Source organism: Enterobacter cloacae complex sp. 2024EL-00214 (assembly GCF_043945575.1).
GTDB classification, from domain to species: domain Bacteria; phylum Pseudomonadota; class Gammaproteobacteria; order Enterobacterales; family Enterobacteriaceae; genus Enterobacter; species Enterobacter cloacae_P.
The window spans coordinates 157,731-181,518 of sequence record NZ_JBIMRC010000008.1 but is presented as its reverse complement, the minus strand read 5'-3'; the positions used below and the strand labels follow the sequence as shown (position 1 = coordinate 181,518).

24 protein-coding genes and 1 other RNA gene are annotated in these 23,788 nt (G+C 49.5%); 12 read left to right on the top strand and 13 right to left on the bottom strand.

Annotated elements, in window-relative coordinates; all coding sequences use genetic code 11:
- Nucleotides 1-142 precede the first annotated feature (142 nt).
- The 3 genes from ACHHZ6_RS11735 to ACHHZ6_RS11725 are packed head-to-tail and all read left to right on the top strand — an operon-like array spanning nt 143 to nt 2,388.
- Nucleotides 143-679 carry a YfiR family protein gene (locus ACHHZ6_RS11735; protein WP_395122250.1) on the top strand — a complete coding sequence of 179 codons (537 nt, stop codon included), beginning with the start codon at nt 143-145 and terminating at the stop codon, nt 677-679.
- On the top strand, nt 672-1,892 hold the full coding sequence (dgcN, locus tag ACHHZ6_RS11730; RefSeq protein ID WP_182272347.1) for a diguanylate cyclase DgcN: 1,221 nt from the start codon (nt 672-674) through the stop codon (nt 1,890-1,892). Before ACHHZ6_RS11735 ends, dgcN begins: the two co-directional genes overlap by 8 nt.
- Before the next feature lie 13 nt (nt 1,893-1,905).
- Nucleotides 1,906-2,388: an OmpA family protein gene (locus tag ACHHZ6_RS11725; RefSeq protein ID WP_182918803.1), complete on the top strand. Its 483-nt coding sequence runs from the start codon at nt 1,906-1,908 to the stop codon at nt 2,386-2,388.
- Nucleotides 2,389-2,390: 2 nt separating this feature from the next.
- Here the strand turns inward: ACHHZ6_RS11725 and ACHHZ6_RS11720 are convergent, their stop codons facing one another.
- From ACHHZ6_RS11720 to ffh, 7 genes are all read right to left on the bottom strand, one after another.
- Nucleotides 2,391-3,761 (bottom strand): PepSY-associated TM helix domain-containing protein, encoded by a 1,371-nt coding sequence (locus tag ACHHZ6_RS11720; protein WP_395122249.1) that lies wholly within the window; start codon nt 3,759-3,761, stop codon nt 2,391-2,393.
- Nucleotides 3,762-3,801: 40 nt separating this feature from the next.
- Nucleotides 3,802-4,206 (bottom strand): DUF2946 domain-containing protein, encoded by a 405-nt coding sequence (locus ACHHZ6_RS11715; RefSeq protein WP_182272350.1) that lies wholly within the window; start codon nt 4,204-4,206, stop codon nt 3,802-3,804.
- 132 nt (nt 4,207-4,338) lie between these two features.
- Nucleotides 4,339-4,686 carry a 50S ribosomal protein L19 gene (rplS, locus tag ACHHZ6_RS11710; protein WP_002914145.1) on the bottom strand — a complete coding sequence of 116 codons (348 nt, stop codon included), beginning with the start codon at nt 4,684-4,686 and terminating at the stop codon, nt 4,339-4,341.
- 43 nt (nt 4,687-4,729) lie between these two features.
- Entirely contained in the window at nt 4,730-5,497 is a 768-nt protein-coding gene (gene trmD / locus ACHHZ6_RS11705) for a tRNA (guanosine(37)-N1)-methyltransferase TrmD (protein ID WP_395122248.1), read from the bottom strand.
- A gap of 31 nt (nt 5,498-5,528) precedes the next feature.
- Nucleotides 5,529-6,068, bottom strand: coding sequence for a ribosome maturation factor RimM (gene rimM, locus ACHHZ6_RS11700; protein ID WP_080330249.1), 540 nt, complete (start codon nt 6,066-6,068; stop codon nt 5,529-5,531).
- A gap of 15 nt (nt 6,069-6,083) precedes the next feature.
- A complete protein-coding gene (gene rpsP / locus ACHHZ6_RS11695) occupies nt 6,084-6,332 on the bottom strand; it encodes a 30S ribosomal protein S16 (RefSeq protein ID WP_022649067.1) in 249 nt (82 codons plus the stop codon).
- 242 nt (nt 6,333-6,574) lie between these two features.
- Entirely contained in the window at nt 6,575-7,936 is a 1,362-nt protein-coding gene (gene ffh, locus ACHHZ6_RS11690; protein ID WP_014884878.1) for a signal recognition particle protein, read from the bottom strand.
- A gap of 166 nt (nt 7,937-8,102) precedes the next feature.
- On the opposite strand from ffh, the gene ACHHZ6_RS11685 reads away from it, so the two are divergent.
- Entirely contained in the window at nt 8,103-8,894 is a 792-nt protein-coding gene (locus ACHHZ6_RS11685) for an inner membrane protein YpjD (protein WP_032666789.1), read from the top strand.
- Between the two features lie 18 nt (nt 8,895-8,912).
- Nucleotides 8,913-10,199 (top strand): HlyC/CorC family transporter, encoded by a 1,287-nt coding sequence (locus tag ACHHZ6_RS11680; protein ID WP_182274560.1) that lies wholly within the window; start codon nt 8,913-8,915, stop codon nt 10,197-10,199.
- 58 nt (nt 10,200-10,257) lie between these two features.
- Here ACHHZ6_RS11680 and grpE read toward each other — a convergent pair whose 3' ends face one another.
- A complete protein-coding gene (grpE, locus tag ACHHZ6_RS11675; protein ID WP_182272352.1) occupies nt 10,258-10,851 on the bottom strand; it encodes a nucleotide exchange factor GrpE in 594 nt (197 codons plus the stop codon).
- Nucleotides 10,852-10,973: 122 nt separating this feature from the next.
- Between grpE and nadK the strand changes: the two genes are divergently transcribed.
- The 3 genes from nadK to bamE all read left to right on the top strand — a co-directional run bounded on the left by nadK (nt 10,974) and on the right by bamE (nt 14,076).
- On the top strand, nt 10,974-11,852 hold the full coding sequence (gene nadK, locus ACHHZ6_RS11670; protein ID WP_182272353.1) for an NAD(+) kinase: 879 nt from the start codon (nt 10,974-10,976) through the stop codon (nt 11,850-11,852).
- Nucleotides 11,853-11,937: 85 nt separating this feature from the next.
- Nucleotides 11,938-13,599: a DNA repair protein RecN gene (recN, locus tag ACHHZ6_RS11665; RefSeq protein WP_395122247.1), complete on the top strand. Its 1,662-nt coding sequence runs from the start codon at nt 11,938-11,940 to the stop codon at nt 13,597-13,599.
- 138 nt (nt 13,600-13,737) lie between these two features.
- On the top strand, nt 13,738-14,076 hold the full coding sequence (gene bamE / locus ACHHZ6_RS11660) for an outer membrane protein assembly factor BamE (RefSeq protein ID WP_182272355.1): 339 nt from the start codon (nt 13,738-13,740) through the stop codon (nt 14,074-14,076).
- Nucleotides 14,077-14,178: 102 nt separating this feature from the next.
- Here the strand turns inward: bamE and ACHHZ6_RS11655 are convergent, their stop codons facing one another.
- Nucleotides 14,179-14,466, bottom strand: a complete 288-nt coding sequence (locus ACHHZ6_RS11655) for an RnfH family protein (protein WP_182272356.1) — start codon at nt 14,464-14,466, stop codon at nt 14,179-14,181.
- The gene (locus ACHHZ6_RS11650) at nt 14,456-14,893 is read right to left on the bottom strand and encodes a type II toxin-antitoxin system RatA family toxin (RefSeq protein WP_395122246.1); all 438 of its coding nucleotides are present in this window, start codon (nt 14,891-14,893) and stop codon (nt 14,456-14,458) included. Before ACHHZ6_RS11650 ends, ACHHZ6_RS11655 begins: the two co-directional genes overlap by 11 nt.
- A gap of 156 nt (nt 14,894-15,049) precedes the next feature.
- On the opposite strand from ACHHZ6_RS11650, the gene smpB reads away from it, so the two are divergent.
- The 3 genes from smpB (at nt 15,050) to ACHHZ6_RS11635 (ending at nt 17,431) form a co-directional block, all read left to right on the top strand.
- Nucleotides 15,050-15,532 carry an SsrA-binding protein SmpB gene (gene smpB, locus ACHHZ6_RS11645; protein ID WP_063956759.1) on the top strand — a complete coding sequence of 161 codons (483 nt, stop codon included), beginning with the start codon at nt 15,050-15,052 and terminating at the stop codon, nt 15,530-15,532.
- A gap of 89 nt (nt 15,533-15,621) precedes the next feature.
- Nucleotides 15,622-15,985, top strand: a transfer-messenger RNA (tmRNA) gene (ssrA, locus tag ACHHZ6_RS11640).
- 204 nt (nt 15,986-16,189) lie between these two features.
- Nucleotides 16,190-17,431, top strand: coding sequence for an integrase (locus ACHHZ6_RS11635; RefSeq protein WP_032642877.1), 1,242 nt, complete (start codon nt 16,190-16,192; stop codon nt 17,429-17,431).
- A 107-nt stretch (nt 17,432-17,538) separates the two neighbouring features.
- Here ACHHZ6_RS11635 and ACHHZ6_RS11630 read toward each other — a convergent pair.
- A protein-coding gene (locus ACHHZ6_RS11630; RefSeq protein ID WP_101677551.1) for an IS3 family transposase occupies nt 17,539-18,647 on the bottom strand; the annotation gives its coding sequence in 2 pieces (ribosomal slippage) (nt 17,539-18,386 and nt 18,386-18,647; 1,110 coding nt in all).
- A gap of 495 nt (nt 18,648-19,142) precedes the next feature.
- On the opposite strand from ACHHZ6_RS11630, the gene ACHHZ6_RS11625 reads away from it, so the two are divergent.
- Complete coding sequence (locus ACHHZ6_RS11625) at nt 19,143-20,180, top strand: restriction endonuclease (RefSeq protein WP_032642883.1); 1,038 nt, start codon at nt 19,143-19,145, stop codon at nt 20,178-20,180.
- A gap of 326 nt (nt 20,181-20,506) precedes the next feature.
- Here the strand turns inward: ACHHZ6_RS11625 and ACHHZ6_RS11620 are convergent, their stop codons facing one another.
- Together ACHHZ6_RS11620 and ACHHZ6_RS11615 are read right to left on the bottom strand one after the other, a co-directional pair.
- The gene (locus ACHHZ6_RS11620) at nt 20,507-22,252 is read right to left on the bottom strand and encodes an ATP-binding protein (protein ID WP_032642885.1); all 1,746 of its coding nucleotides are present in this window, start codon (nt 22,250-22,252) and stop codon (nt 20,507-20,509) included.
- 1 nt (nt 22,253) lies between these two features.
- Complete coding sequence (locus ACHHZ6_RS11615) at nt 22,254-23,339, bottom strand: SIR2 family protein (protein WP_032949838.1); 1,086 nt, start codon at nt 23,337-23,339, stop codon at nt 22,254-22,256.
- Nucleotides 23,340-23,788 lie beyond the last annotated feature (449 nt).

Sequence of the window (23,788 nt, the reverse complement as noted above, 5' to 3'; positions counted from 1 at the left end):
ACACTCTGAATAAATACAATTGTAGGATTTAACTTAGGTCGACATAGTCGCATTTCTGACATAATGACGGCTTTGATAAACAATGGTATTCTGCCAGCAACTCTTAAGGACATCTATTTCCGGAGCGATATGGCGGATTCTGGTGAGAAATTCATTCTTGATCTCTTTTTTCCGACTCACTCTGGTGTTCATACTGTTTCTTACGGCTGGTTCAGCGGCTGCAGGTGCGCTCGCAGAAACCGATAAATCAGTGCGTTCAATTGTTTCTGGTATTGTGAGCTATACCCGGTGGCCAGCACTTTCTGGTCAGCCCAAACTCTGTGTTTATGCCTCTTCTCGCTACGTGCAGGCACTCAGTAGTGAAAAGGGACAAAACCCGCTACCGTATACTCCTGTGATTGTTCGTAACGATCAGGAAGCGCTGTCCGCTACGTGCGACGCGATTTATTTCGGAACTGAATCACCTGCCAGCCAGCTTGAATTAATAAGACAATACCAGGGCAGAGCATTGCTATTAATCTCAGAGCAAAACCCGGAATGCGTAATTGGCAGTGCATTTTGTCTGATTATCAATGACAACCGGGTCAAGTTCTCTGTCAATCTGGATGCACTGTCTCGCAGTGGCGTAAGGGTCAATCCGGATGTATTAATGCTTGCACGGAATACAAAGCATGAATAAGGATTTCACTCCAAAGCCACGTCCGACGTTTAAAAGAACGTTACGGCGTATCAGTATGATAAGTGTCATAATAACAATGACATTTATATGGCTGTTGCTGTGTTTTGCCTCTGTGGTGACATTAAAGCAATATGCACAAAAAAACCTCGAATTAACCGGTGCAACAATGAGCCACAATCTTGAAGCCTCGCTGGTTTTCAATGATTCACTGGCAGCCAATGAAACTCTTGCGACCCTCGGCAAACAGGGGCAATTTGCCGCAGCGGAAGTGCTCGACAACCACAAAAAACGTTTTGCTTACTGGTCATGGGATCCTGAAGACAATACGGATACGCTGGGCGCGTTGATCAGCCGCTGGTTATTCCCTGAACCCGTCTCGCAGCCGATAATGCATAATGGCAATGCAATCGGCGAAATTCATCTTACCGCGCGTGACAGCCTGATCAGCCATTTTATCTGGATGTCCTTTGCCGTTCTCACTGGCTGTATTCTTTTTGCTTCCACCGTCGCGCTCACGATCACACGTTCTCTGCATCACGGTATGGTTACGGCGATGCAAAACATCACCGATGTTGTCCATGATGTACGTACCAACCGCAACTTCTCCCGACGGGTAAAAGCAGGACGCATCGAAGAATTTCACCAGTTTGGTGAAGACTTCAACAGCCTGCTGGATGAAATGGAAGAATGGCAGCTTAAGCTGCAGGCGACGAATGCCCAGTTGATGCGCACGGCCATGCATGACCCTCTCACCGGGCTGGCGAATCGTGCCGCGTTTCGTAATAGCATTGCAGCATTGATGAACGACGCCTCTGCCAAAGCAAACTCTGCCCTGCTCTTCCTCGATGGTGATAACTTTAAGTATATCAACGACACCTGGGGACATGCTGCGGGAGACTGCGTACTGATTGAAATCGCCAGCAGGATGGTCGAGTTCGGTGATAAGCGCCATCTCTCATACCGTCTTGGTGGTGATGAGTTTGCAATGGTGCTGTATGGTGTCCATTCTGAACCTGAGGTTCAACGCATTTGTGCTGCACTGTCGCAGCAGTTTACCCGTCCGTTTGATCTGCATAACGGGCGCACAGCATTGATGTCACTCAGCATTGGCTTTGCTCTGGCGTGGGAAAATGTCTCTGTCGAGGCGTTACTGGAACAAGCCGACCGCAACATGTACATGGTCAAAAACCAGCGTACAAAAACAATATATTAGAAAGGAATACGATATGTTAAAGCGTTACTTCTCGCTGTTGTTACTGGCCTCACTGGCACTGTCTGGCTGTCAGACCCCGCAAGGTAAATTCACCCCAGAGCAAATTACGGCAATGAAGTCTTACGGCTTTAACGAACTGAATGGCGACTGGTCTTTGGGACTGTCGGATAAAATTCTGTTTGATAAAAACGACGCCAGACTGCGTCCGGAGAGTGAATCACAAATCCAGACTATGGCATCACGCCTGGCCGCAACAGGCCTGAACCACGCAAGAATGGACGGGCATACGGATAACTATGGAGAAGAGGGCTACAACGAAGCGCTGTCGTTAAAACGCGCAAACGTCGTGGCAGACGCCTGGGCAAAGGGGGCGAATATCCCACGCAGTAACCTCACCACGCGGGGATTAGGCAAAAAATATCCCGTTGCCAGCAACAGCACCTCGCAAGGGCGCGCTGAAAACCGCCGGGTTGCGGTAGTAATCAGCGCGCCATAGGATTACCTGGCGGATGACCCGGCGAGCGACACGCTTGATGCCGCTCGCCAGCGCAGCCAGTCGAGCAAAATAAACAGCGCCAGGCTAATGCCCATCACCGGCAACGCCAGTCCCAACAGAACGCTAACGACTATCGTGGCCCCCCTTCCCCAGGCTGATAACGCCAGCCAGCTCTGACAAAGCGTTTGCACCGGATCCGCTGCCGACCGTGCAGGACGACGCATCCACCACATCCGGTATCCCCAAATTATCAGCACGCACAAGGCAATGCCAAACGCGATAAGCAGTAGTTGATTGATCAGCCCAAACAAGATCCCCATATGAAAATCTACGCCCCAGCGGGTGAGTTTTGCCATTAGCGGGAAATCGTCAAAACGCGTTCTGTCCAGAACCTGCATGGAGTGAGGATCAACGGCGACAGCATCAACCTGTGTCGGCCATCGGCGATCGATTTCCGTCACCGTCCAGGCCTGATCAGCCATTTTTGGCGGACGGATCTCAAGTTTGTTCGCATCAATCCCCGCATTACGGGCGGCATGCAACACGCTATCGAACTGCGCCAGATCTATCCCCATCCCCGCCATCATCATTTCACTATGATGACCGTGGTGTTCGGCATGTTCGTCCATGCTTGTGGGTGCGCCAGAAAGCCGGGTGCTCACCTGCGGAGTCAGCCAGTTCATCTCTGCCCGGAGTTTATCAACATTGCCCCCTGCCCACTGAGACCACGTCAGCCCGGTTACGGAGAACAGCAACATCCCACCCAGCAGCGTCCAGCCTAAGATCACATGCACACGACGCCGATTCTGGAAGCGATTGTTAATACGCCGTTTTGGTCGGGTGTAAAACCACAGGGCAATGCCACCGAGCGCGGCCACCCACATCCAGGAGGCGGCCAGCTCGCTGTAGAGCCGCCCGACATCACCCAGCATCAGCGAGGTATGCAGATAATCAATGGTCTGACGCAGCGGCAAAATCCCGCTAGTGCCATATACCGTCATATCACCACGTACCTCAAGGCTCACGGGGTCAACAAAGATGGCCCGGTTTTCCGATGGCCCAAGCGCCGGGTCAGCGAACATCACGCGGGTCGTTTCACCGTCAATCAGACCCGGACGCACGGCATGTAAACGCAGCTCTGCGCCGACAGCGTTTTCTGCCACAGCAATTTGTTTTGCCAGCGGCTGCGGTTCACCCACGGTAACCGTGTGTAGCGCATGCCGGTAAAGCGCATTTTCCAGCTGTGGCGTTGCCACATACAACGTGCCGGTCAGCGCGGCAAAAAAGATAAACGGGCCGACAAACAACCCAACATAGAAATGGAGTCGACGCAGCAGGTTTCCCCATGCTGCGCGCGGAGTGCAGGTAGTCATACTTTTCCTTTTTAAGGCAAAAAGTGAACGATTTTGTTTTTTAAAGGGAAAAAGCAGACCGGCACGGCGGCGCGCGGGTATCAGGATAGAGCCAGGGGAAAAAGTGCCAGTGGCTGACCGTCTGGCGAGGCGGCTTAACGCGAAGCCTTTGCAGCACCATACTCAGCAGCACGATCAGCGCCAGCATCACGCCCGGCACATGTGCTAACAGCACGCAGTAGCCGCACGCTTCCGCATGGTCGACAGGCATCGTGTGTTGCATCCCTGTGTGCTGTTCATCCATCGACATCATACTCATGTCATGATGCATACCCGGCATGGCACTCATGGGATCTTTTTGCAGCGAGACAGAGATAAGCGGTGCGACCACGATCAGCAGGATCGCAAACAACGCGGTCAATGCCGCTGTGCGCTTCCGGTTGTGCTGATGCAGTACGTTATCCACTGTTCCTCCGCTGAAGAGGCCAGCATTGTAAATGATTTATGACAAAATAGTTAATGTGAGAGATGTAATGGGATAAAAAAAGGGCCAGCCTTTCGGCCAGCCCTTTTTAACAGGATGTCGCTTAAGCGAATCTTAGTTCAGACGCTCTTTAATACGAGCAGACTTACCAGTACGCTCACGCAGGTAGTACAGTTTAGCTTTACGTACAGCACCACGACGTTTAACAGCAATGCTGTCAACTACCGGAGAGTGAGTCTGGAAGACACGCTCAACGCCTTCGCCGTTGGAAATTTTACGAACAGTGAATGCAGAGTGCAGACCGCGGTTACGAATAGCGATAACCACGCCCTCGAATGCCTGCAGACGTTTTTTGGAACCTTCAACAACCCATACTTTCACTTCCACGGTGTCACCTGGACGGAAGGAAGGTACGTCCTGCTTCATCTGCTCTTGTTCAAGTTGCTTAATAATGTTGCTCATAATTTAATCTCTTATCCTGGGTAAACTGATATTCGGGAGCGTATTACGCATTCCCATCATGTTCATGCTGCTGGTGCGCGTGTTCAGTTTTGAACTCGGCCAGCAACTTTGCTTGCTCTTCAGTCAGAGCCAGGTTTTCCAGAAGTTCAGGTCTTCTAAGCCAGGTTCGGCCCAGCGACTGCTTCAAACGCCAGCGACGTATCTCAGCATGGTTTCCAGACAGTAACACTGCCGGTACTTCCATCCCTTCTAACACTTCAGGTCGAGTATAGTGTGGGCAGTCCAGCAACCCATCAGCAAAGGAATCTTCCGTTGCCGAAGCTTCATGGCCCAGTACACCCGGAATGAACCGGGCGACGGAGTCAATCAGCGTCATCGCTGGTAACTCACCACCGCTGAGAACGTAATCGCCGATAGACCATTCTTCGTCAATCTCGGTTTGAATTACGCGCTCATCTATCCCTTCGTAGCGCCCACAGACCAGAATCAGCTTTTGATTCGTCGCCAGTTCGCTCACGCCCGCTTGATCAAGCTTGCGTCCCTGAGGTGACAGATAAATCACCTTCGCGCCTCCACCTGCCGCGGCTTTTGCTGTGTGAATAGCATCCCGTAAGGGTTGCACCATCATCAACATCCCCGGTCCGCCGCCGTAAGGACGATCGTCCACGGTACGGTGCCGGTCATGAGTAAAGTCACGAGGACTCCAGCTCTGGATGTTCAGCAGGCCATTTTTTACTGCCCGGCCAGTTACCCCGTAATCAGTAATCGCGCGGAACATTTCAGGAAACAGGCTAATTATGCCAATCCACATAGCGCCGTCTTTTACCGTTTATCCGGAGAATTTAAAAACCAGGATCCCAATCTACTTCAATCGTTTGAGTAGTGAGATCGACTTTCTTGATAACCTGTCCATCGAGGAACGGAACCAACCGCTCCTTGATGCCAAATGCATCTTTCAGGTTTGCCTTAATGACGAGAACGTCATTTGACCCGGTTTCCATCATATCGATGACTTTCCCCAGGCTGTAACCTTCAGTAGTGACCACCTGGCAACCCATAAGGTCTTTCCAGTAGTAGTCGCCCTCTTCCAGCTGTGGCAACTGCGACGAATCCACGACAATTTCACAATTAGTCAGCGCATTCGCGGCATCACGATCGTCAACGCCTTTCAGCTTGATGATGATGTCCTGATTGTGGTGACGCCAGCTTTCCAGCTCGACCTCTTCCCACTTACCGGCCTTCTGGATAAACCAGGGCTGGTAATCAAAAATGCTATCAGCGTCTTCAGTGGAGGAAAACACTCTGAGCCAACCACGGATACCGTAGCAAGAACCCATTTTTCCCAATACGATCGGTTCAACAGGTGCTTTATTGCTCATCATGACCACCGTGACAGATTAAGCTGCTTTGTTTGCTGCTTTGATCAGCGTAGCAACGCGATCGGAAACAGTAGCGCCCTGGCCAACCCAGTGAGCGATACGATCCAGATCCAGACGAGTTTCTTCTTCTGCGCCAGAGGCCAGTGGGTTGAAGAAACCAACGCGCTCGATGAAGCGACCGTTGCGTGCATTACGGCTGTCAGTAACAACAACCTGGTAGAACGGACGCTTTTTAGCGCCGTGACGAGCTAAACGAATAGTAACCATAACATCCTCTTGTGTGAATAAAACAACCGGGCCCCATCGAGGAACGGAGCCCGGGTGTCATATTAAAAGCCCGAAAATTTTACTGATTTCTGGGGAAAATGCAATCAGCATCTTGATACTGAGCATTTACTCGCTCCGCTCGCTCTTCGAGCCGCCCTAAAGGGCGTTCAAAACACTCTTGTGTCTTGTCGAGCACAACCCGGAGCTAAAATGGCAAACAAGATAACCTTATGCCCTTGTTTTTAGCGGCCAGGGAATCCAGGGGGCATCATGCCTTTCATTCCGCGCATCATTTTTGCCATGCCGCCTTTCTTCATTTTCTTCATCATGCGCTGCATGTCGTCGAACTGTTTCAGAAGACGGTTAACGTCCTGCACCTGCATGCCGCAACCGGCTGCGATACGGCGTTTACGGGAACCTTTGATGATGTCCGGGTTAGCACGTTCTTTGAGGGTCATCGAGTTGATGATCGCCTCCATACGCACCAGCACCTTGTCATCCATCTGCGCTTTTACGTTGTCAGGAATTTGCCCCATACCCGGCAGTTTGCCCATCAGGCTTGCCATGCCGCCCATGTTTTTCATCTGACGCAGTTGTTCAAGGAAATCGGTGAGATCGAAACCATCACCTTTTTTCAGTTTGCTCGCCAGCTTCTCAGCCTGTGCGCGGTCAACCTTGCTCTCGATATCTTCGATCAGCGACAGTACGTCGCCCATACCGAGGATACGGGAAGCGATACGATCCGGGTGGAACGGCTCCAGCGCTTCAGTTTTCTCGCCTACACCGAGGAATTTGATCGGCTTACCGGTGATATGACGAATAGAAAGCGCCGCACCGCCACGGGCGTCACCGTCAACCTTAGTCAGAACCACACCGGTTAACGGCAGGGCTTCGTTAAACGCTTTCGCGGTATTCGCCGCATCCTGACCGGTCATGGCGTCAACAACAAACAGGGTCTCTACCGGGTTGATAGAGGCATGCACCTGCTTGATCTCGTCCATCATCGCTTCATCAACGTGCAGACGACCGGCGGTATCCACCAGCAGCACGTCGTAGAACTTCAGCTTCGCTTCTTTCAGCGCCGCATTAACGATGTCGACAGGCTTTTGGGCAACGTCCGACGGGAAGAAATCCACGCCAACCTGCTCTGCCAGCGTTTCCAGCTGTTTGATCGCCGCCGGGCGATACACGTCGGCAGAAACAACCAGCACCTTTTTCTTGTGTTTTTCGCGCAGGAATTTACCCAGCTTACCAACGCTGGTCGTTTTACCCGCACCCTGCAAACCAGCCATCAGCACGACCGCTGGCGGCTGAGCGGCCAGGTTAAGTACCTGGTTTTCTTCGCCCATCGCCGAAACCAGTTCATTACGAACGATTTTGACGAACTCCTGACCCGGAGTCAGGCTCTTGTTAACTTCATGACCAACCGCTTTTTCTTTTACGCGGTTGATAAAATCACGCACGACCGGTAACGCAACGTCTGCTTCGAGCAGCGCCATACGCACTTCGCGCAGCGTTTCCTTGATGTTCTCTTCAGTAAGGCGTCCACGGCCGCTGATGTTGCGCAGCGTGCGCGACAAACGATCGGTTAAATTATCAAACATTGTCTCTCGCCTGGGTAGAAACGTTGGGTCGCGAGCTGCGACACATACACAGAATTTTGCCGCAGTATAACATGAAGGCGGCTTTGTTGTTATGCAACGGTTGGAGCAGGCGTCACGTAACGTTATACTGCTTCTCTTTCTTATTAAGACAACTGCCGACGCCTATATGCCTGTTTTCGCACTGATCGCCCTTGTTGCCTATTCTGTCAGCCTCGCGCTGATCATTCCCGGCCTGCTGCAAAAAAACAGCGGCTGGCGGCGCATGGCTATTCTTTCGGCGGTGATCGCACTAATCAGCCACGCTTTTGCACTGGAATCACGCATTATTCCTGGTGACGGTAGCGTACAAAACCTGAGCGTGCTGAACGTCGGTTCGCTGGTCAGCCTGATGATCTGCACGGTGATGACCATTGTTGCGTCTAAAAATCGTGGCTGGCTGTTGCTGCCGATTGTCTACACCTTCGCGTTGATCAATCTGGCCTTAGCCACCTTTATGCCCAATGAGTTCATCACCCACCTGGAAGCCACACCGGGCATGCTGGTGCATATTGGTCTGTCGCTGTTCGCTTACGCGACGCTGATCATTGCCGCGCTCTACGCCATGCAGCTCGCCTGGATTGACTACCAGCTGAAAAACAAAAAGCTGGCGTTCAACCATGAGATGCCGCCGCTGATGGTCATTGAGCGTAAGATGTTCCACATTACGCAGGTTGGTGTTGTTCTGCTGACGTTAACACTCTGCACTGGCCTGTTTTATATGAAAAACCTGTTCAGCGTGGAGAATATCGACAAAGCGGTTCTCTCCATCGTCGCGTGGTTTGTCTATATTGTCCTGTTATGGGGCCATTATCATGAAGGCTGGCGCGGTCGTCGCGTGGTCTGGTTTAACGTTGCGGGCGCAGGCATTCTCACCCTTGCCTATTTTGGCAGCCGCTTTATACAGCAATTTGCTGGCTAAGTAACAAAGGAGTTCCCCCTGGAACACATCTCTACCACCACGCTGATCGTCACGCTGATCGTCATGGTGGTCATCTCCGCCTATTTCTCTGGTTCAGAAACCGGCATGATGACCTTAAACCGTTACCGGTTACGTCATCGTGCGAAGCAGGGTAACCGTGCCGCGCGTCGCGTTGAAAAATTACTCCGAAAACCGGATCGCCTGATTAGCCTGGTGCTTATCGGTAACAACCTTGTCAATATTCTCGCCTCTGCACTGGGTACCATCGTTGGGATGCGCCTGTATGGTAATGCGGGCGTCGCCATCGCCACCGGTGTACTGACGTTTGTGGTGCTGGTATTTGCTGAAGTACTCCCAAAAACCATCGCCGCGCTTTACCCTGAAAAAGTCGCCTACCCGAGCAGCTTCCTGCTTGCGCCACTGCAAATCCTGATGATGCCGCTGGTATGGCTCCTGAATATGGTTACCCGCTTACTGATGCGTATGGTGGGAATCAAAGCCGATGTCACCATCAGCAGTGCGCTCAGTAAAGACGAGCTGCGCACTATCGTGAACGAATCCCGCTCGCAAATATCCCGTCGTAACCAGGACATGCTGCTCTCGGTGCTGGATCTGGAAAAGGTCAGCGTTGACGACATCATGGTACCGCGCAATGAAATCGTCGGGATTGACATCAACGACGACTGGAAAGCCATCGTTCGCCAGCTGACGCACTCGCCGCACGGGCGTATCGTGCTCTATCGTGACTCACTGGACGACACCATCAGCATGCTGCGCGTGCGCGAGGCCTATCGCCTGATGACCGAGAAAAAAGAGTTCACAAAAGAGGTGATGCTGCGCGCCGCTGACGAAATTTACTACGTACCAGAAGGAACGCCACTCAGTACGCAACTGGTGAAGTTTCAGCGTAATAAGAAGAAAGTCGGGCTGGTAGTGGATGAGTACGGCGACATTCAGGGACTGGTGACGGTCGAAGATATTCTGGAAGAAATTGTCGGGGACTTTACAACATCAATGTCACCTTCCCTTGCTGAAGAAGTCACTCCGCAAAATGACGGCTCCGTGCTGATCGACGGTAGCGCCAATATTCGTGAACTTAATAAAGCCTTTAACTGGCATCTGCCGGAAGACGAGGCTCGCACCATGAACGGGATGATTCTGGAAGCACTGGAAGAGATCCCGGCAGCGGGCACGCGGGTACGAATTGATCAATACGATATTGATATCCTGGACGTGCAGGACAATATGATTAAGCAGGTGAAAATTCTGCCCGTTAAGCCGATTCGGGAAAGTATTTCTGAGTAGGAAGTCGAATGTAGGCCGGGTAAGGCGAATGCCGCCACCCGGCACTACAGATGGCAAATTACGCTTTCGCTTTCGCCACGGTTACCATTGCAGCACGAATGGTACGGCCATTCAGGGTATAACCTTTCTGCATCACGCCCAGCACATTACCTGCGGTAACGTCTTCTGATTCCACCATCGCAATCGCCTGGTGAACGTTTGGATCCAGCGGCACGTTGGTATCGGCAATCACTTCCACGCCAAACTTGCGCACCACATCAAGCATAGATTTCAGCGTCAGTTCGATGCCTTCAATCATTGCCGCGTTGTCCGGGTTAGCTTTGTCAGCCACTTCCAGCGCGCGATCCAGGCTATCCACTACCGGCAGCAGTTCGTTGACGAATTTCTCCAGCGCAAATTTATGCGCTTTTTCAACGTCCATCTCAGTACGGCGGCGCAGGTTTTCCATTTCCGCTTTGATGCGCAGCACACCTTCGCGCTCACGATTCTGTGCTTCTACCAACTGGGCTTCCAGATTCGCAATTTTTTCATCGCGCGGGTCCACCTGCTCAGCAGACGCGTCTGGCTCTAACGCCTCAACTTCATCGTGCTGTTCCGTGATAATTTCTTCAGGGGCTTGCCCCTCAGGCGTTTTCTGTTCTTTACTACTCATGAATTTCTCCGCGTTTTTCTGCATTCATCTCGCTAACTTCGCTTATTATGGGGATCAGTTTCCGGGATTCAAGGGAACAAGACAGATTGTCATCATTCATCAGGCACAAGGACCTCCAGAAAATGAATAATCATTTCAGGTGTATTGGGATCGTCGGGCATCCGCGTCACCCTACCGCATTGACGACACATGAAATGTTGTATCGCTGGCTGTGTAGCAAAGGCTATGAAGTGATGGTCGAACAGCAAATCGCTCAGGAGCTGCAGCTCAAGGGCGTCAAAACCGGCACGCTGGCGGAAATTGGCCAACAGGCAGACCTCGCTGTGGTGGTCGGCGGCGATGGCAATATGCTGGGCGCAGCACGTACCCTCGCTCGCTATGATATCAAGGTCATCGGTATCAACCGCGGCAACCTCGGTTTTCTGACTGACCTCGACCCGGACAACGCCCAGCAACAGCTGGCTGACGTGCTGGAAGGTCACTATATCAGCGAAAAACGTTTTCTGCTTGAAGCCCAGGTGTGCCAGCAAGACTGTCAGAAGCGCATCAGCACCGCGATTAACGAAGTGGTTCTTCACCCCGGCAAAGTGGCGCACATGATTGAGTTCGAAGTCTACATCGACGAAATCTTCGCCTTCTCGCAACGTTCTGATGGGCTCATTATCTCCACGCCAACAGGTTCAACGGCCTACTCGCTCTCTGCAGGCGGCCCAATTCTGACCCCGTCACTGGATGCCATCACGCTGGTGCCAATGTTCCCGCATACGCTCTCTGCCCGCCCGCTGGTCATTAACGGCAGCAGCACCATTCGCCTGCGTTTCTCACACCGCCGCAACGACCTGGAGATCAGCTGCGACAGCCAGATCGCACTGCCTATTCAGGAAGGTGAAGATGTATTAATTCGCCGCTGCGATTACCACCTGAATCTTATTCACCCAAAAGATTACAGTTATTTCAACACATTAAGCTCAAAGCTTGGCTGGTCAAAAAAATTGTTCTGATTTTGCATCCAGCACTTTACTGTATAAAAAACCAGTTTATACTGTATGAAAACACAGTTATGGTTTTTCATACAGGAAAGCAATTATGCTGACACAACTGACCATCAGCAACTTTGCCATTGTTCGTGAGCTTGAGATCGACTTCCACAGCGGCATGACGGCAATCACCGGGGAAACCGGTGCGGGTAAATCCATTGCCATTGATGCCCTCGGCTTGTGCCTCGGCGGCCGTGCAGAGGGTGATATGGTGCGCACCGGTGCAAACCGTGCCGATCTCTGTGCCCGCTTTTCCCTGAAAGATACCCCGGCCGCCCTGTGCTGGCTGGAAGAGAACCAGCTGGAAGACGGACGTGAGTGTTTACTTCGTCGCGTCATCAGCAGCGACGGCCGCTCTCGTGGCTTTATTAACGGTACAGCCGTCCCTCTTTCCCAACTGCGCGAACTCGGCCAGTTGCTCATCCAGATCCACGGTCAACACGCCCATCAGCAGCTGATTAAACCAGAGCAACAGAAAGCCCTGCTCGACGGTTACGCGGGTGAGTATGCGCTCACTCAACTGATGGCGGAGCACTATCGCCAGTGGCACCAGAGCTGTCGCGAGCTCGCACAGCATCAACAGCAAAGCCAGGAGCGTGCTGCACGTGCTGAGTTGCTGGAATATCAGTTGAAAGAACTGAACGAATTCAACCCACAGGCGGGTGAGTTCGAGCAAATTGATGAAGAGTACAAGCGTCTGGCCAACAGTGGTCACCTGCTCTCGACCAGCCAGAATGCGCTGGACATGCTGGCGGATGGCGAGGACGTGAATCTGCAAAGCCAGTTGTATAATGTGCGTCAGTTAGTCACTGAACTGGCCGGTATGGACAGCAAACTCTCCGGTGTACTGGATATGCTGGAAGAGGCCGCCATTCAGATCTCTGAAGCGGGCGACGAACTGCGACACTACTGTGAACGTCTGGATCTCGATCCCAACCGTCTGTTCGAACTGGAGCAACGCATCTCCAGACAGATTTCGCTGGCGCGCAAGCACCACGTCACGCCAGAAGAATTACCGGGCTATTATCAGTCTCTGCTTGATGAACAGCAGCAGCTCGACGATCAGGCCGACTCACTGGAAACCTTATCCCTGGCGGTGAATCTGCACCATCAGCAGGCACTCGTAACGGCAAAACAGCTGCATGATATCCGCCAGCATTATGCGCAAGAATTAGGCCAGCACATCACCGACAGTATGCACACCCTGGCGATGCCACACGGCGTATTCACTATTGATGTCCGCTTTGAAGAAAACCACCTGACGGCTGAAGGTGCAGATCGCATTGAATTCCGCGTCACCACGAACCCTGGTCAGCCGCTACAACCTATTTCCAAAGTGGCATCCGGCGGTGAGTTGTCGCGTATAGCCCTGGCGATTCAGGTGATCACTGCTCGTAAAATGGAAACCCCGGCGTTGATTTTCGATGAAGTCGATGTGGGGATCAGCGGCCCGACGGCGGCGGTGGTCGGCAAGCTGTTACGTCAGTTAGGTGAATCAACTCAGGTGATGTGCGTCACCCACTTGCCGCAGGTTGCAGGTTGTGGTCACCACCACTTTATCGTCAGCAAAGAAACTGATGGTGAAATGACCGAAACGCATATGAAACCACTGGATAAACGTTCGCGTCTGCAAGAGCTGGCGCGCCTGCTAGGCGGCAGTGAAGTCACCCGCAACACCCTTGCTAACGCGAAAGAACTACTGGCGGCATAAACTTTTTCGGGATCTCAGGGTCATAGAGAACAATAAAAACGCCGCCAGACCGGTTTCAAAGTGGGGCAAGGTCTATTATCATCGGCATATTACATATGAGCCGCGTACTGCTCGGGCCCGAAAAGGAATCAAATCACTATGCGCTGTAAAACGCTGACCGCTGCCGCAGCGGTTCTTCTGATGTTGACCGCAGGCTGTTCCACTCTGGAGAAAGTGGTTTACCGTCCTGACATCAACCAGGGGAACTACCTTACTCCTAACGATGTGTCCAAAATCCGCCCAGGAATGACACAACAGCAGGTCGCTTATGCACTGGGAACCCCGATGATGTCCGATCCGTTTGGGACAAACACCTGGTTCTATGTATTCCGTCAGCAGCCAGGCCACGAAGACGTGACCCAGCAGACCCTGACGCTGACCTTCAGCAGTGCCGGTGTGTTGACCAACATCGACAACAAGCCTGCTCTGACCAAATAATCAGGCGTCAGAAATGCAAAAAGGTGCTCAATGAGCACCTTTTTTTGTTTTTCTTTTTATCCCCTCGCCCCTACAGAGAGAGGTAAAGTGAGGGGAAAAACGCTACTGCGCAGATTTCTCCGCACGCTGACGACGCAATTCTTTCGGGTCGGCAATCAGTGGGCGATAAATCTCAACCCGGTCACCGTCCTTCAGTACATCCGCAAGCTTAACCGGACGGCTATAAATCCCAACTTTATTCTTCGCCAGATCGATATCGCTGCGAAGCTCAAGCAGGCCTGAAGCACGGATAGCAGACTCAACCGTCGCCCCTTCTTCCAGAGTCACACGCTGCAGATACTGCTTCTCTGGCAGCGCATACACCACTTCCACAGCAATCTTATGCGACACTGTAGACCTCTTTGGCGCGGGTCGTGAATGCCTGAACCATGTTTGAGGCCAGCTCTTTGAAGATGCGGCCAAACGCCAGTTCAATCATCTTATTGGTAAACTCAAAATCCAGATGGAATTCGATGCGGCAGGCGTCAGCGCTCAGAGGCGTAAACTTCCAGCCTCCCATCAGGGTCTTAAACGGACCATCCACCAGATGCATCAAAATACTCTGATTATCGGTCAGCGTATTGCGGGTGGTGAACGTCTTGCTAATCCCCGCTTTGGAGACATCCACCGCCGCAGTCATCTGCGTCGGGCCAGATTCCAGTACCCGGCTACCGGTACATCCCGGAATAAACTGCGGATAAGACTGAACATCGTTCACTAACTGATACATTTGTTCCACGCTGTAAGGGACAAGCGCAGTACGGCTAATCTGAGGCATAGCATTTTCCATGGTCACACAACGGACAAATAATAACATTTATCACCTGTTAAAAAAACGCTAAGCCTCATCTCGTGCTAAGATAGCGCGTTAGACCTCACAGGACGCAATGAGGTGACTTTTTGAAATCAGATTACCGACGGCTTTACGACACTTATGACGAAGAAAAAAGCACATAAACCAGGCTCAGCGACCATTGCGCTCAACAAGCGTGCTCGCCATGAGTATTTCATCGAAGAAGAATTCGAAGCAGGCCTTGCGCTGCAGGGCTGGGAAGTCAAATCACTGCGCGCCGGGAAAGCGAACATCGGCGATAGCTACGTGATCCTGAAAGACGGCGAAGCCTTCCTGTTCGGCGCGAACTTTACGCCGCTGACCGTTGCCTCTTCACACTACGTTTGTGACCCAACGCGCACCCGTAAGCTGCTGCTGAACAAACGTGAGCTGGAATCCCTCTACGGACGTATTAACCGTGAAGGCTTCACTGTGGTTGCGCTCTCTATGTACTGGAAAAACGCCTGGTGCAAAGTGAAAATCGGCGTCGCGAAAGGTAAAAAACAGCACGACAAACGTACCGACCTGAAAGAGCGCGAGTGGCAGCTCGACAAAGCACGTATCATGAAAAACGCAGGACGTTGATTCTGCACACTTATTGTACTATTCAATAAGTTAGCGTTCTGGGCTGGTAACCAGGAAGTGAAATCTGGTATACTCAGCGTAACACTATTGGGGCTGATTCTGGATTCGACGGGATTTGCGAAACCCAAGGTGCATGCCGAGGGGCGGTTTGCCTCGTTAAAAGCCGCAAAAAAATAGTCGCAAACGACGAAAACTACGCTTTAGCAGCTTAATAACCTGCTCTGAGCCCTCTCTCCCTAGCTTCCGCTCTTAAGACGGGGATCAAAGAGAGGTCAAACCCAAAAGAGATCGCGTGGAAGCCCTGCCTGGGGTTGAAGCGTTAAAACTAATCAGGCTAGTACGTTAGTGGCGTGTCTGTCCGCAGCTGGCGTGCGAATGTAAAGACAAACTAAGCATGTAGTACCGAGGATGTAGAAATTTCGGACGCGGGTTCAACTCCCGCCAGCTCCACCAAAATTCTCCATCGGTGATTACCAGAGTCATCCGATGAAGTCCTAAGAGCCCGCACGGCGCAAGCCCTGCGGGCTTTTTTGCGCCCTCAATTTGTCCCGCGAAGTCCGAAGAGAACTAATTAAATCCGAACCTTTTAGGCACCTTGTTAGGCACCTCATAAAGCTTTATTGTTTTTGAGGTGCCTAAAACTATGGAAACCCAGCAATGGCAAGACAAACCAAACCTCTATCCGTTAAAGAAATCGAATCCGCCAAACCCAAAGAAGCGGACTACGTTCTCTATGATGGTGATGGCCTTGAGCTACTCATCAAATCCAGCGGAAGTAAAATCTGGCAGTTTCGCTACATTCGCCCTGTCACTAAGAAACGTGCGAAGAAGAGCATAGGCCCCTACCCGTCAGTTACCCTTGCCGATGCCCGAAACTATCGGGCAGAGTCCCGCTCTCTTCTGGCGAAACAAATTGATCCCCAGGAACATCAGCAGGAACAACTGCGCAGTTCAATTGAAGCCAAAACCAATACTTTCCAGCTCGTAGCTGAACGTTGGTGGAATGTGAAGAAAGCAAGCGTGACAGTGGACTATGCAGAAGATATCTGGCGCTCTCTTGAGAGAGATGTCTTTCCTGCAATTGGGGACGTTAGCGTTACAGATATTAAAGCTCACACACTGGTTCAGGCCGTTCAACCTGTTCAGGCCAGAGGAGCACTGGAAACCGTTCGTCGACTGTGCCAACGCATTAATGAGGTCATGATCTATGCCCAAAACACAGGGCTGATTGATGCTGTTCCCAGCGTTAATATCGGTAAAGCCTTCGAGAAGCCTCAGAAAAAGAACATGCCCAGCATTCGACCGGACCAGCTACCTCAACTGATGCAGACAATGCGAACAGCCAGCATTAGCCTTTCCACACGCTGCCTGTTCATGTGGCAACTTCTTACTATTACCCGCCCTGCCGAAGCGGCTGAAGCTCGCTGGGAAGAGGTAGACATAGAAGCGCGAGAGTGGAAGATTCCTGCAGCACGCATGAAAATGAACCGTGACCATACTGTTCCATTGTCAGATGAAGCGATTGCGATATTGGAGATGATGAAGCCGTTAAGTGGAAATCGAGAATTTATCTTTCCCAGCCGCATCAAGCCAAACCAGCCGATGAACAGTCAGACCGTTAACGCATCGCTGAAACGCGCAGGTTTTGGTGGGGTGCTCGTTTCACACGGTCTGAGATCTATCGCCAGTACAGCCCTAAATGAACAAGGCTTCCCACCTGATGTTATTGAGGCGGCCCTTGCGCATGTAGATAAGAATGAGGTCCGTCGTGCCTATAACCGCAGTGATTATCTTGAGCAGCGGCGGCCCATGATGCAGTGGTGGGCTGATTTTGTGATGGCTGCTGATCGTGGAAGTATGGTTGAGGGCGGTATGAAAGGAATGAGGTTAGTAGGGTGACGGATAACTAATGACGACCCCGACTTTAGTGCCGCGATGAATGAGGCTTTAAATGTCAGTGACCCTGACCCCGAATATGCTCCAGTCATAATCAGGAATAACCGGCTTCATGTTGGCTGCATATTCTGGCAATCGACAGATTTTTCTGCAAATTCGGACGGGGTCATCCATCCCAGCGCAGAATGGGGACGCCTCTGATTATAGTGTATGCGCCAGGCCTCGATTTTGCACCGTGCGTCCTCCAGGGACATGAACCAGTTCTCGTTCAGACATTCCTGTCGCAGCCTGCCGTTGAACGACTCCACCGTGGCATTGTCCGTCGGTGTTCCCGGCCGTGAGAAGTCTATTCGGATCCCTCGTTCATACACCCATTTGTCCAGCATTATCCCTGCAAATTCAGAGCCGTTATCGGTTTTCAGTAACTGCGGCAAGGGGCGTCTGAGCGCAATACTGTTCAGCATTTCGGCAACCTCCGTTGAGCGCAGATTCTGGCCCACGCAGATCCCCAGACATTCGCGCGTGTAGAGGTCAATGACCGTCAGCAGGCGTAACCGACGCCCGTCAAACAGGGCGTCAGAAACAAAATCCATGCCCCAGACATGATTCGGATAAAGCCCCTGAGGCTGGGGCTGTCGCCGCTGGGCCGATTTATTCCGACGCGGACGCTTGAGACGCAGGGACAGCCCCTGCTCGCGATAGAGCCGGTAAATGCGTTTATGATTATCGCGCCAGCCCTCCCGCCTGAGCATAACGTGAACCCTGCGGTAGCCATAGTGGACCCGGGTTTCGGTGATCTCCCTGATACGAAGGCGGAGCGCGCTGTCGTCTGCCGCCACAGAACGGTAGCGGAAAGAGCTGCGGCTGATCCGTAGCGCAAAGCAGACCTGCCGCTCGCTGGCCCCGTAGCGTGCCTGCAGGTCCCGGACCCATTCACGCAGGCGTGCCAGCGTCAGTTCTTTTTTGCCAGCACATCCTGCAGCATGGCCTTGTCGAGGCTCAGATCGGCAACCAGCTTCTTCAGCCTGAGGTTCTCTTCCTCAAGCTGGCGCATGTGCTTCAGCTCAGAGGGCGAAATATCACCGTATTTCTTGCGCCACGTATAAAACGTGGCATCGGAAATACCCAGTTTGCGACAGACGTCCGGCACGGACATCCCCAGTTCAGCCTGTTTGAGGGCAAAAACAATCTGCTCTTCGGTGAATCGTGATTTTTTCATCGGCACCACCTCCGTTCAGGGAGTGTAGATCATGCCGGAATTCTGTTTCTGAATGGCGCAGGATTTCGGGTCAGGGTCATCAGACCGACAAGTGCTAGGAGCGGACTATTTATCAATTATGAGTACATAATAATGTGATCTCAGTGCCACCAAATTAGATTTGGCCATTGCAAAAAACCAATAAAATCAATAAAATCAATAAAATCAATATGATAAGGCAACACAAACGGAAAGATGGCTATCTATAAAGTGGGTATATTTTCAATATCAAACCAGAGGGAATGGGCAGGAAATAGTTAATAACTTACTTAATTTTTTGACTAAGAAAGTTATTTGATATTAATAATTATAATATTACATTGTAAGTCATGAAAACCTACAGTGAAGATATTTTAATGTTTACAATTGAACTTTACAAAACAATCATTAAGTAAAGTTTAAAATATATTCCTTTTTTATATTGATTTATTATATCTGGATGAGGTTGTTAAAAACATGAATAAATTAAAACCAACATGGCAGTTATTCGAGGAACTCGTTTGTCACATTCTGAAGGCAAACAATTTTCAAATAAATAGAAATAGTTGCAGAGGAGACGAAGGATTTGATTTTCTCGGTGATTTTGGAGGAGAAAGATGGGCTATTGAAGTTAAATTCTACCGCACAGCTCGAGCTCAGCCCTCACTTATTGATGCAGCTGCGACTCGCATTACCAGCAATGGCGTAGCCGCAGGTGTTAACAAAGGAATGTTAGTTGTTTCATGCTTTCTCACACCTGAGTTGCGAGAGGCTCTGGAAAATAAATTCAGTATTACTTTTGTGGATCAGGCTGACTTAAGAATTTGGTGTAGTTCACATCCTGAACTAGCGGAATCATTGGATGCACTATTAGAAGTAAATCTAGATGAAGCTCTTACGACGCACCTTTCTCGTAAAGAGAGTAACTCTATCATTAGAGATATGGCTCTTAATAAGAGTAACCGGATTGAGCGACAAAAAAATAAAGGAACAAAACTTTGCCTTGAACTAAAGAGTATTAAAAAAGGGAAAGCATCTTGGCGTCAATATGAAAAAAAATGCGAGGAAATCCTTAAATATCTGTTTCCTAATGATCTACACGGCTGGCATTCACAAAAAAGAACTGATGATGGTTTAAACCGTTATGATTTTGTATGTCGAATTAGACCCACTACTGAATTTTGGAAATTTGTTATTGAACACCTAAATAGCCGTTATGTTCTTTTTGAGTTTAAAAACTATTTAGGGAAAATCAAGCAAGGCCAGATACTTACCACGGAGAAGTATCTTTTGGAAAAAGGACTCAGGCGTATGGCAATTATTATGACAAGGACGGGAGCAGAGGCACATGCATTAGCTATGACGCAAGGAGCTATGAGAGAACAAGGTAAACTTATACTCATTGTAAACGATGAAAAAGTATGTGAAATGCTTCATATGAAGGAACGAGGGGAAGATCCAACTGATTGCCTTTTCGAAATTGCCGATAACTTTTTACTGACACTCCCTCGTTAACTCATGATAAACACACCAAATAGTAAAAATGTAAAAATTGAATCATCATAGATTTCATTTAAAGCTCGTAACACTATGTAAATTTAATCAATGGACTCCAAGCGGATGTTATGCACATCCGCTTCTTATTGATCGCAGCCTGATGATGTTGCAATAGACCACTTATACCAGAAATAAAATCTGCTGGCAGCACAATGCATTAATCAACGAGAGAGTTATCAGAATTTGTTATTCTTCAAAATGATCTGAGAGATGCGACACAATCCGAAGACGGGCTTGAGCATGCCTAGCCTACTAAAGTCCGTCGTCCGAGGGGCTGCTTCGGATTATAACTTTGTTCTATTTTGTCGACGCATGTTTTCTACTGCCAATGCAAAGTCTGTATTGGTAACGTTTTCCTGCCAACGAGACCAAAAATCTATTGTTGCACTTAACGGTGTCTCAGTTGGAGGGTCAATTTTTATTCTGCTTGGCAGGAGCACCGAATCACCCACAACCATAGCTTCCCCAACATCCATGATGGGAAGTGCCTCTAAGAGACTCTCCAGGCTTTCGGGTAGTAATTTTCGTACTGTTGCCTGGTCATCCGCATTAGTTAAACGCAATGAAATGATGTTGTTACATTGACTGAGTATAGTGGTACTTACATCTGAAGGTCTTTGGCTTACAATCATTAACGCAACCCCATATTTGCGGCCTTCTTTAGCGATTTTTTCAAATGCTTCAACCGCTCTGCGTTCAACTGGGTTACCTTCTTTTCTTGGCAGGTAAAGATGAGCCTCATCGCATACAAAAGCAACTGGCCTACGACTTTCAGGATTCGTCCAAAATTGAACTTGATATATGATGCGGGCAACCAACCCAATGATTACTGGCAATATATCAGCCGGAACTTCTGAGAAGTCAATTACTTTAATATTCTTTTTTTGGTTACCAAAACCCATCAGTGTTTCGGCAATCATACTTAACGAACCGTATTGATTGTATTTATCCGGACTATTGAAAAGAAACCCATAACGTCGATCTTGTAAGCGACTAGCCATTCGGACCAGCAATCTAGAAAACTCACCGTTAAAAGGGCCATTTTTTTCCTTTCCAGCTTGTGCCCCTGGGATTCTTTCTTCATTTAAAAATCTCAACTTTCCAATGACATTATCCAAAGAATACGGAATTGGACTGTCAAGTGTAAAAGCTTGTAACAGATCGCTACGACCATTCGTTTGTAGGAAAGCTTTCTTTTGCTCCGTAATCGCATCTTGCACGATAACTACTTGGTTGTGTGCACTGAATTCACTTCGGTCAACGAACAATGACTGAATTTCTTCCGAATTAAGTAACCAATAAGGCAGGAAGAGGAGTGAGTCATCATCAGTATCAACCTCATCCGGCCCTGGTATTCTCAATTGTTTGGCATAAGAAAGTTCTTTGTACTCACCGTGCAAGTCGAATACAACTAGGTTTGAAGATGGCAGTTTCGAACTCCTTTCCAGAATCGAGGCAACCGTCCATGATTTACCAGATCCCGTGCTACCAAGTAGAGCAGCATGTCGCTGGAACAATTTATTGCCATCAACATAAGCGCGTGCATTCTCATTAAGTTTATAAGAGCCTAGCTCCAGTGAGTGCTCTCCATCACCACATTCAGAAATCACACGCATGAACTCTTCGAGATGGGCATCTTTAAGTACATAACAGGTTGAGTCTATTTCCGGGACGTGGTCTAGTGACCTTGAAAACTTATATTTTTGCTCAATTGCATCCCATCGGGCCCCGCCCATTAAAGTAATCTTGACTGTGTTAATTACAATATCTTCAAAAGCGTCTATCTCGTCTGCTTCATCTTCTTGCACTTCTAGGGCAGGGAGCGGAGCGACTACTGCTTTTATTACTTTATCAATCATGCCAATGAGCCAACATTCAGTTGCTCCGCTTAGTTGGACTGCTACAAGCTGTCCAACTCTAGCCTTCCGCAGATCTTTATCAGTGTTTACCAGAATAGTTACTTTTCTGGTGTCTACTTCACGAATATTTCCAAGTATGTAGCTGTCATCATTAAAAGTAAAAAGAGCCATATTACCCTCCTAAGAACTCATTAGTGAAAACCTCAAAACGCCATAATTCCTTGTCATCTACATGCAGCCAGTTTTCAAACTTTGAATTGTAAATCCTGCTTTTATCTGAATTTGTCTGTTTGCAGATAAGCCACATATTTGGGCATTTAGATAACCACTCCTCGATTCTTTGGTTTGAATCCCGAGTAATTACTAATGCTCGGCACTGATCTTGTTCAAGTTTTTGCCTAAATACGTTATTAACAAGCTGGGAATCGTTAAAGCCAAAACCTAAAAATAGAAAACTTGTATGGTTTCCAACCGCATTATCATATTCAGCCAACTGGGCCCTGTCTTTATGTAATCTCTGATATTTAGCCGTACCTGGAGTGATCATCGCCCGCACAACGCCTTCAGGTTTGTTGAGAATCCAGCTATTACATTCGATAAGATGAGCTTCCCATTCAAAGGTATTTAAAGAGCCATGTGGTTTGTGCAGTCGAATATGTTTGCATTCTATGATTCTTGGTGGTTGTCTCGGCTTGCCAAAGCCTTTATGAATAGATTGAACTATTTTTTTTGCTTCACTCCAATCATAACGTTGAAGAAAGCCTCCGTAGAATCCCGTAATATATGGAATCTTGTGCCGAACAAAGGCGTATTCAGCTAATAAATCGTAATTCGGTGTTGCAACGTGAAGTTGTTTATCGGCCTGTGGCAGAGTTTCAACAAGCTTTTTCAGTAGTGTTCCAGCTGGCCAATCGCGTAATCCTGAAATGATTTGGTGGGCGTGAACGTTATCGTGATACGCAACAAAGCTTGCAGTTAGTTCGACTATACGAGTAGTCAGAGTCTCATCCTTGATGAAGTCCATAGCAGATTCAAAGTCATGGCTACAACCATCGAGAGCGGACACCACTTGCTGCCATTGTTGCGCCTGAGCATCTGTCATACTACTAGTCAACTCGGCTCGAAGGTGACGCTCTAGAGCTGGCATCCCAAAATTTAGATCAAGTGCACATGAAGTTCCTGTACCAAATAATACAAACGGCTTCTCAGTAAAAAACTCTGCAATCGCTTGATATGCAGATTCCTTTGTCAACTCCATGCATCCCCCACTTAAGACATCTAATTTCCGCGCTTACCGCCTAACATCCGCATCATTAGTACTTTATTCTCTTACTTTAAGGCTTCAAGTTTTTATTGCAGAGCAATTATCCAGAACTCTCATTTGTAGAGCTATATCAAGTTTCTGCCAATTGGAGGTTTCAGACCCAAGCCATCAGCCCCGAAACGCTTCCTCTCACAATTCAACGTAGCTTGCTAATTTTGCCGGTTAGCAAGCACAATTGGGTTGACGTCCCAGTTTTCTGGGGCCCCTTAGGGGATCATAAGGTTCTGATGAACAATGCCGATAATGTTTAGATAAGATGAATCTGATGTTTCCGCGTCACTCTCACAGGGACAAACTGCGTTGAATGTCGAAAACCTTTGAGACCCGTTGTGCCAAGCAAATTAACGCCAAACGACAATGACCAAGGCAGGGATGCGCTACAG

Bases quoted from the DNA above. Each gene is read 5' to 3' on its own strand.
- rimM (WP_080330249.1), bottom strand. From the start codon at position 6,068: ATGATGAGCAATAAAGCACCTGTTGAACCGATCGTATTGGGAAAAATG.
- ACHHZ6_RS11635 (WP_032642877.1), top strand. From the start codon at position 16,190: ATGGCAAGACAAACCAAACCTCTATCCGTTAAAGAAATCGAATCCGCC.
- recN (WP_395122247.1), top strand. From the start codon at position 11,938: ATGCTGACACAACTGACCATCAGCAACTTTGCCATTGTTCGTGAGCTT.
- nadK (WP_182272353.1), top strand. From the start codon at position 10,974: ATGAATAATCATTTCAGGTGTATTGGGATCGTCGGGCATCCGCGTCAC.
- dgcN (WP_182272347.1), top strand. From the start codon at position 672: ATGAATAAGGATTTCACTCCAAAGCCACGTCCGACGTTTAAAAGAACG.
- ACHHZ6_RS11725 (WP_182918803.1), top strand. From the start codon at position 1,906: ATGTTAAAGCGTTACTTCTCGCTGTTGTTACTGGCCTCACTGGCACTG.
- ffh (WP_014884878.1), bottom strand. From the start codon at position 7,936: ATGTTTGATAATTTAACCGATCGTTTGTCGCGCACGCTGCGCAACATC.
- ACHHZ6_RS11720 (WP_395122249.1), bottom strand. From the start codon at position 3,761: ATGACTACCTGCACTCCGCGCGCAGCATGGGGAAACCTGCTGCGTCGA.
- rpsP (WP_022649067.1), bottom strand. From the start codon at position 6,332: ATGGTTACTATTCGTTTAGCTCGTCACGGCGCTAAAAAGCGTCCGTTC.
- smpB (WP_063956759.1), top strand. From the start codon at position 15,050: ATGACGAAGAAAAAAGCACATAAACCAGGCTCAGCGACCATTGCGCTC.
- rplS (WP_002914145.1), bottom strand. From the start codon at position 4,686: ATGAGCAACATTATTAAGCAACTTGAACAAGAGCAGATGAAGCAGGAC.
- ACHHZ6_RS11620 (WP_032642885.1), bottom strand. From the start codon at position 22,252: ATGGCTCTTTTTACTTTTAATGATGACAGCTACATACTTGGAAATATT.
- trmD (WP_395122248.1), bottom strand. From the start codon at position 5,497: ATGTGGATTGGCATAATTAGCCTGTTTCCTGAAATGTTCCGCGCGATT.
- ACHHZ6_RS11615 (WP_032949838.1), bottom strand. From the start codon at position 23,339: ATGGAGTTGACAAAGGAATCTGCATATCAAGCGATTGCAGAGTTTTTT.
- grpE (WP_182272352.1), bottom strand. From the start codon at position 10,851: ATGAGTAGTAAAGAACAGAAAACGCCTGAGGGGCAAGCCCCTGAAGAA.
- ACHHZ6_RS11625 (WP_032642883.1), top strand. From the start codon at position 19,143: ATGAATAAATTAAAACCAACATGGCAGTTATTCGAGGAACTCGTTTGT.
- ACHHZ6_RS11685 (WP_032666789.1), top strand. From the start codon at position 8,103: ATGCCTGTTTTCGCACTGATCGCCCTTGTTGCCTATTCTGTCAGCCTC.
- bamE (WP_182272355.1), top strand. From the start codon at position 13,738: ATGCGCTGTAAAACGCTGACCGCTGCCGCAGCGGTTCTTCTGATGTTG.
- ACHHZ6_RS11650 (WP_395122246.1), bottom strand. From the start codon at position 14,893: ATGCCTCAGATTAGCCGTACTGCGCTTGTCCCTTACAGCGTGGAACAA.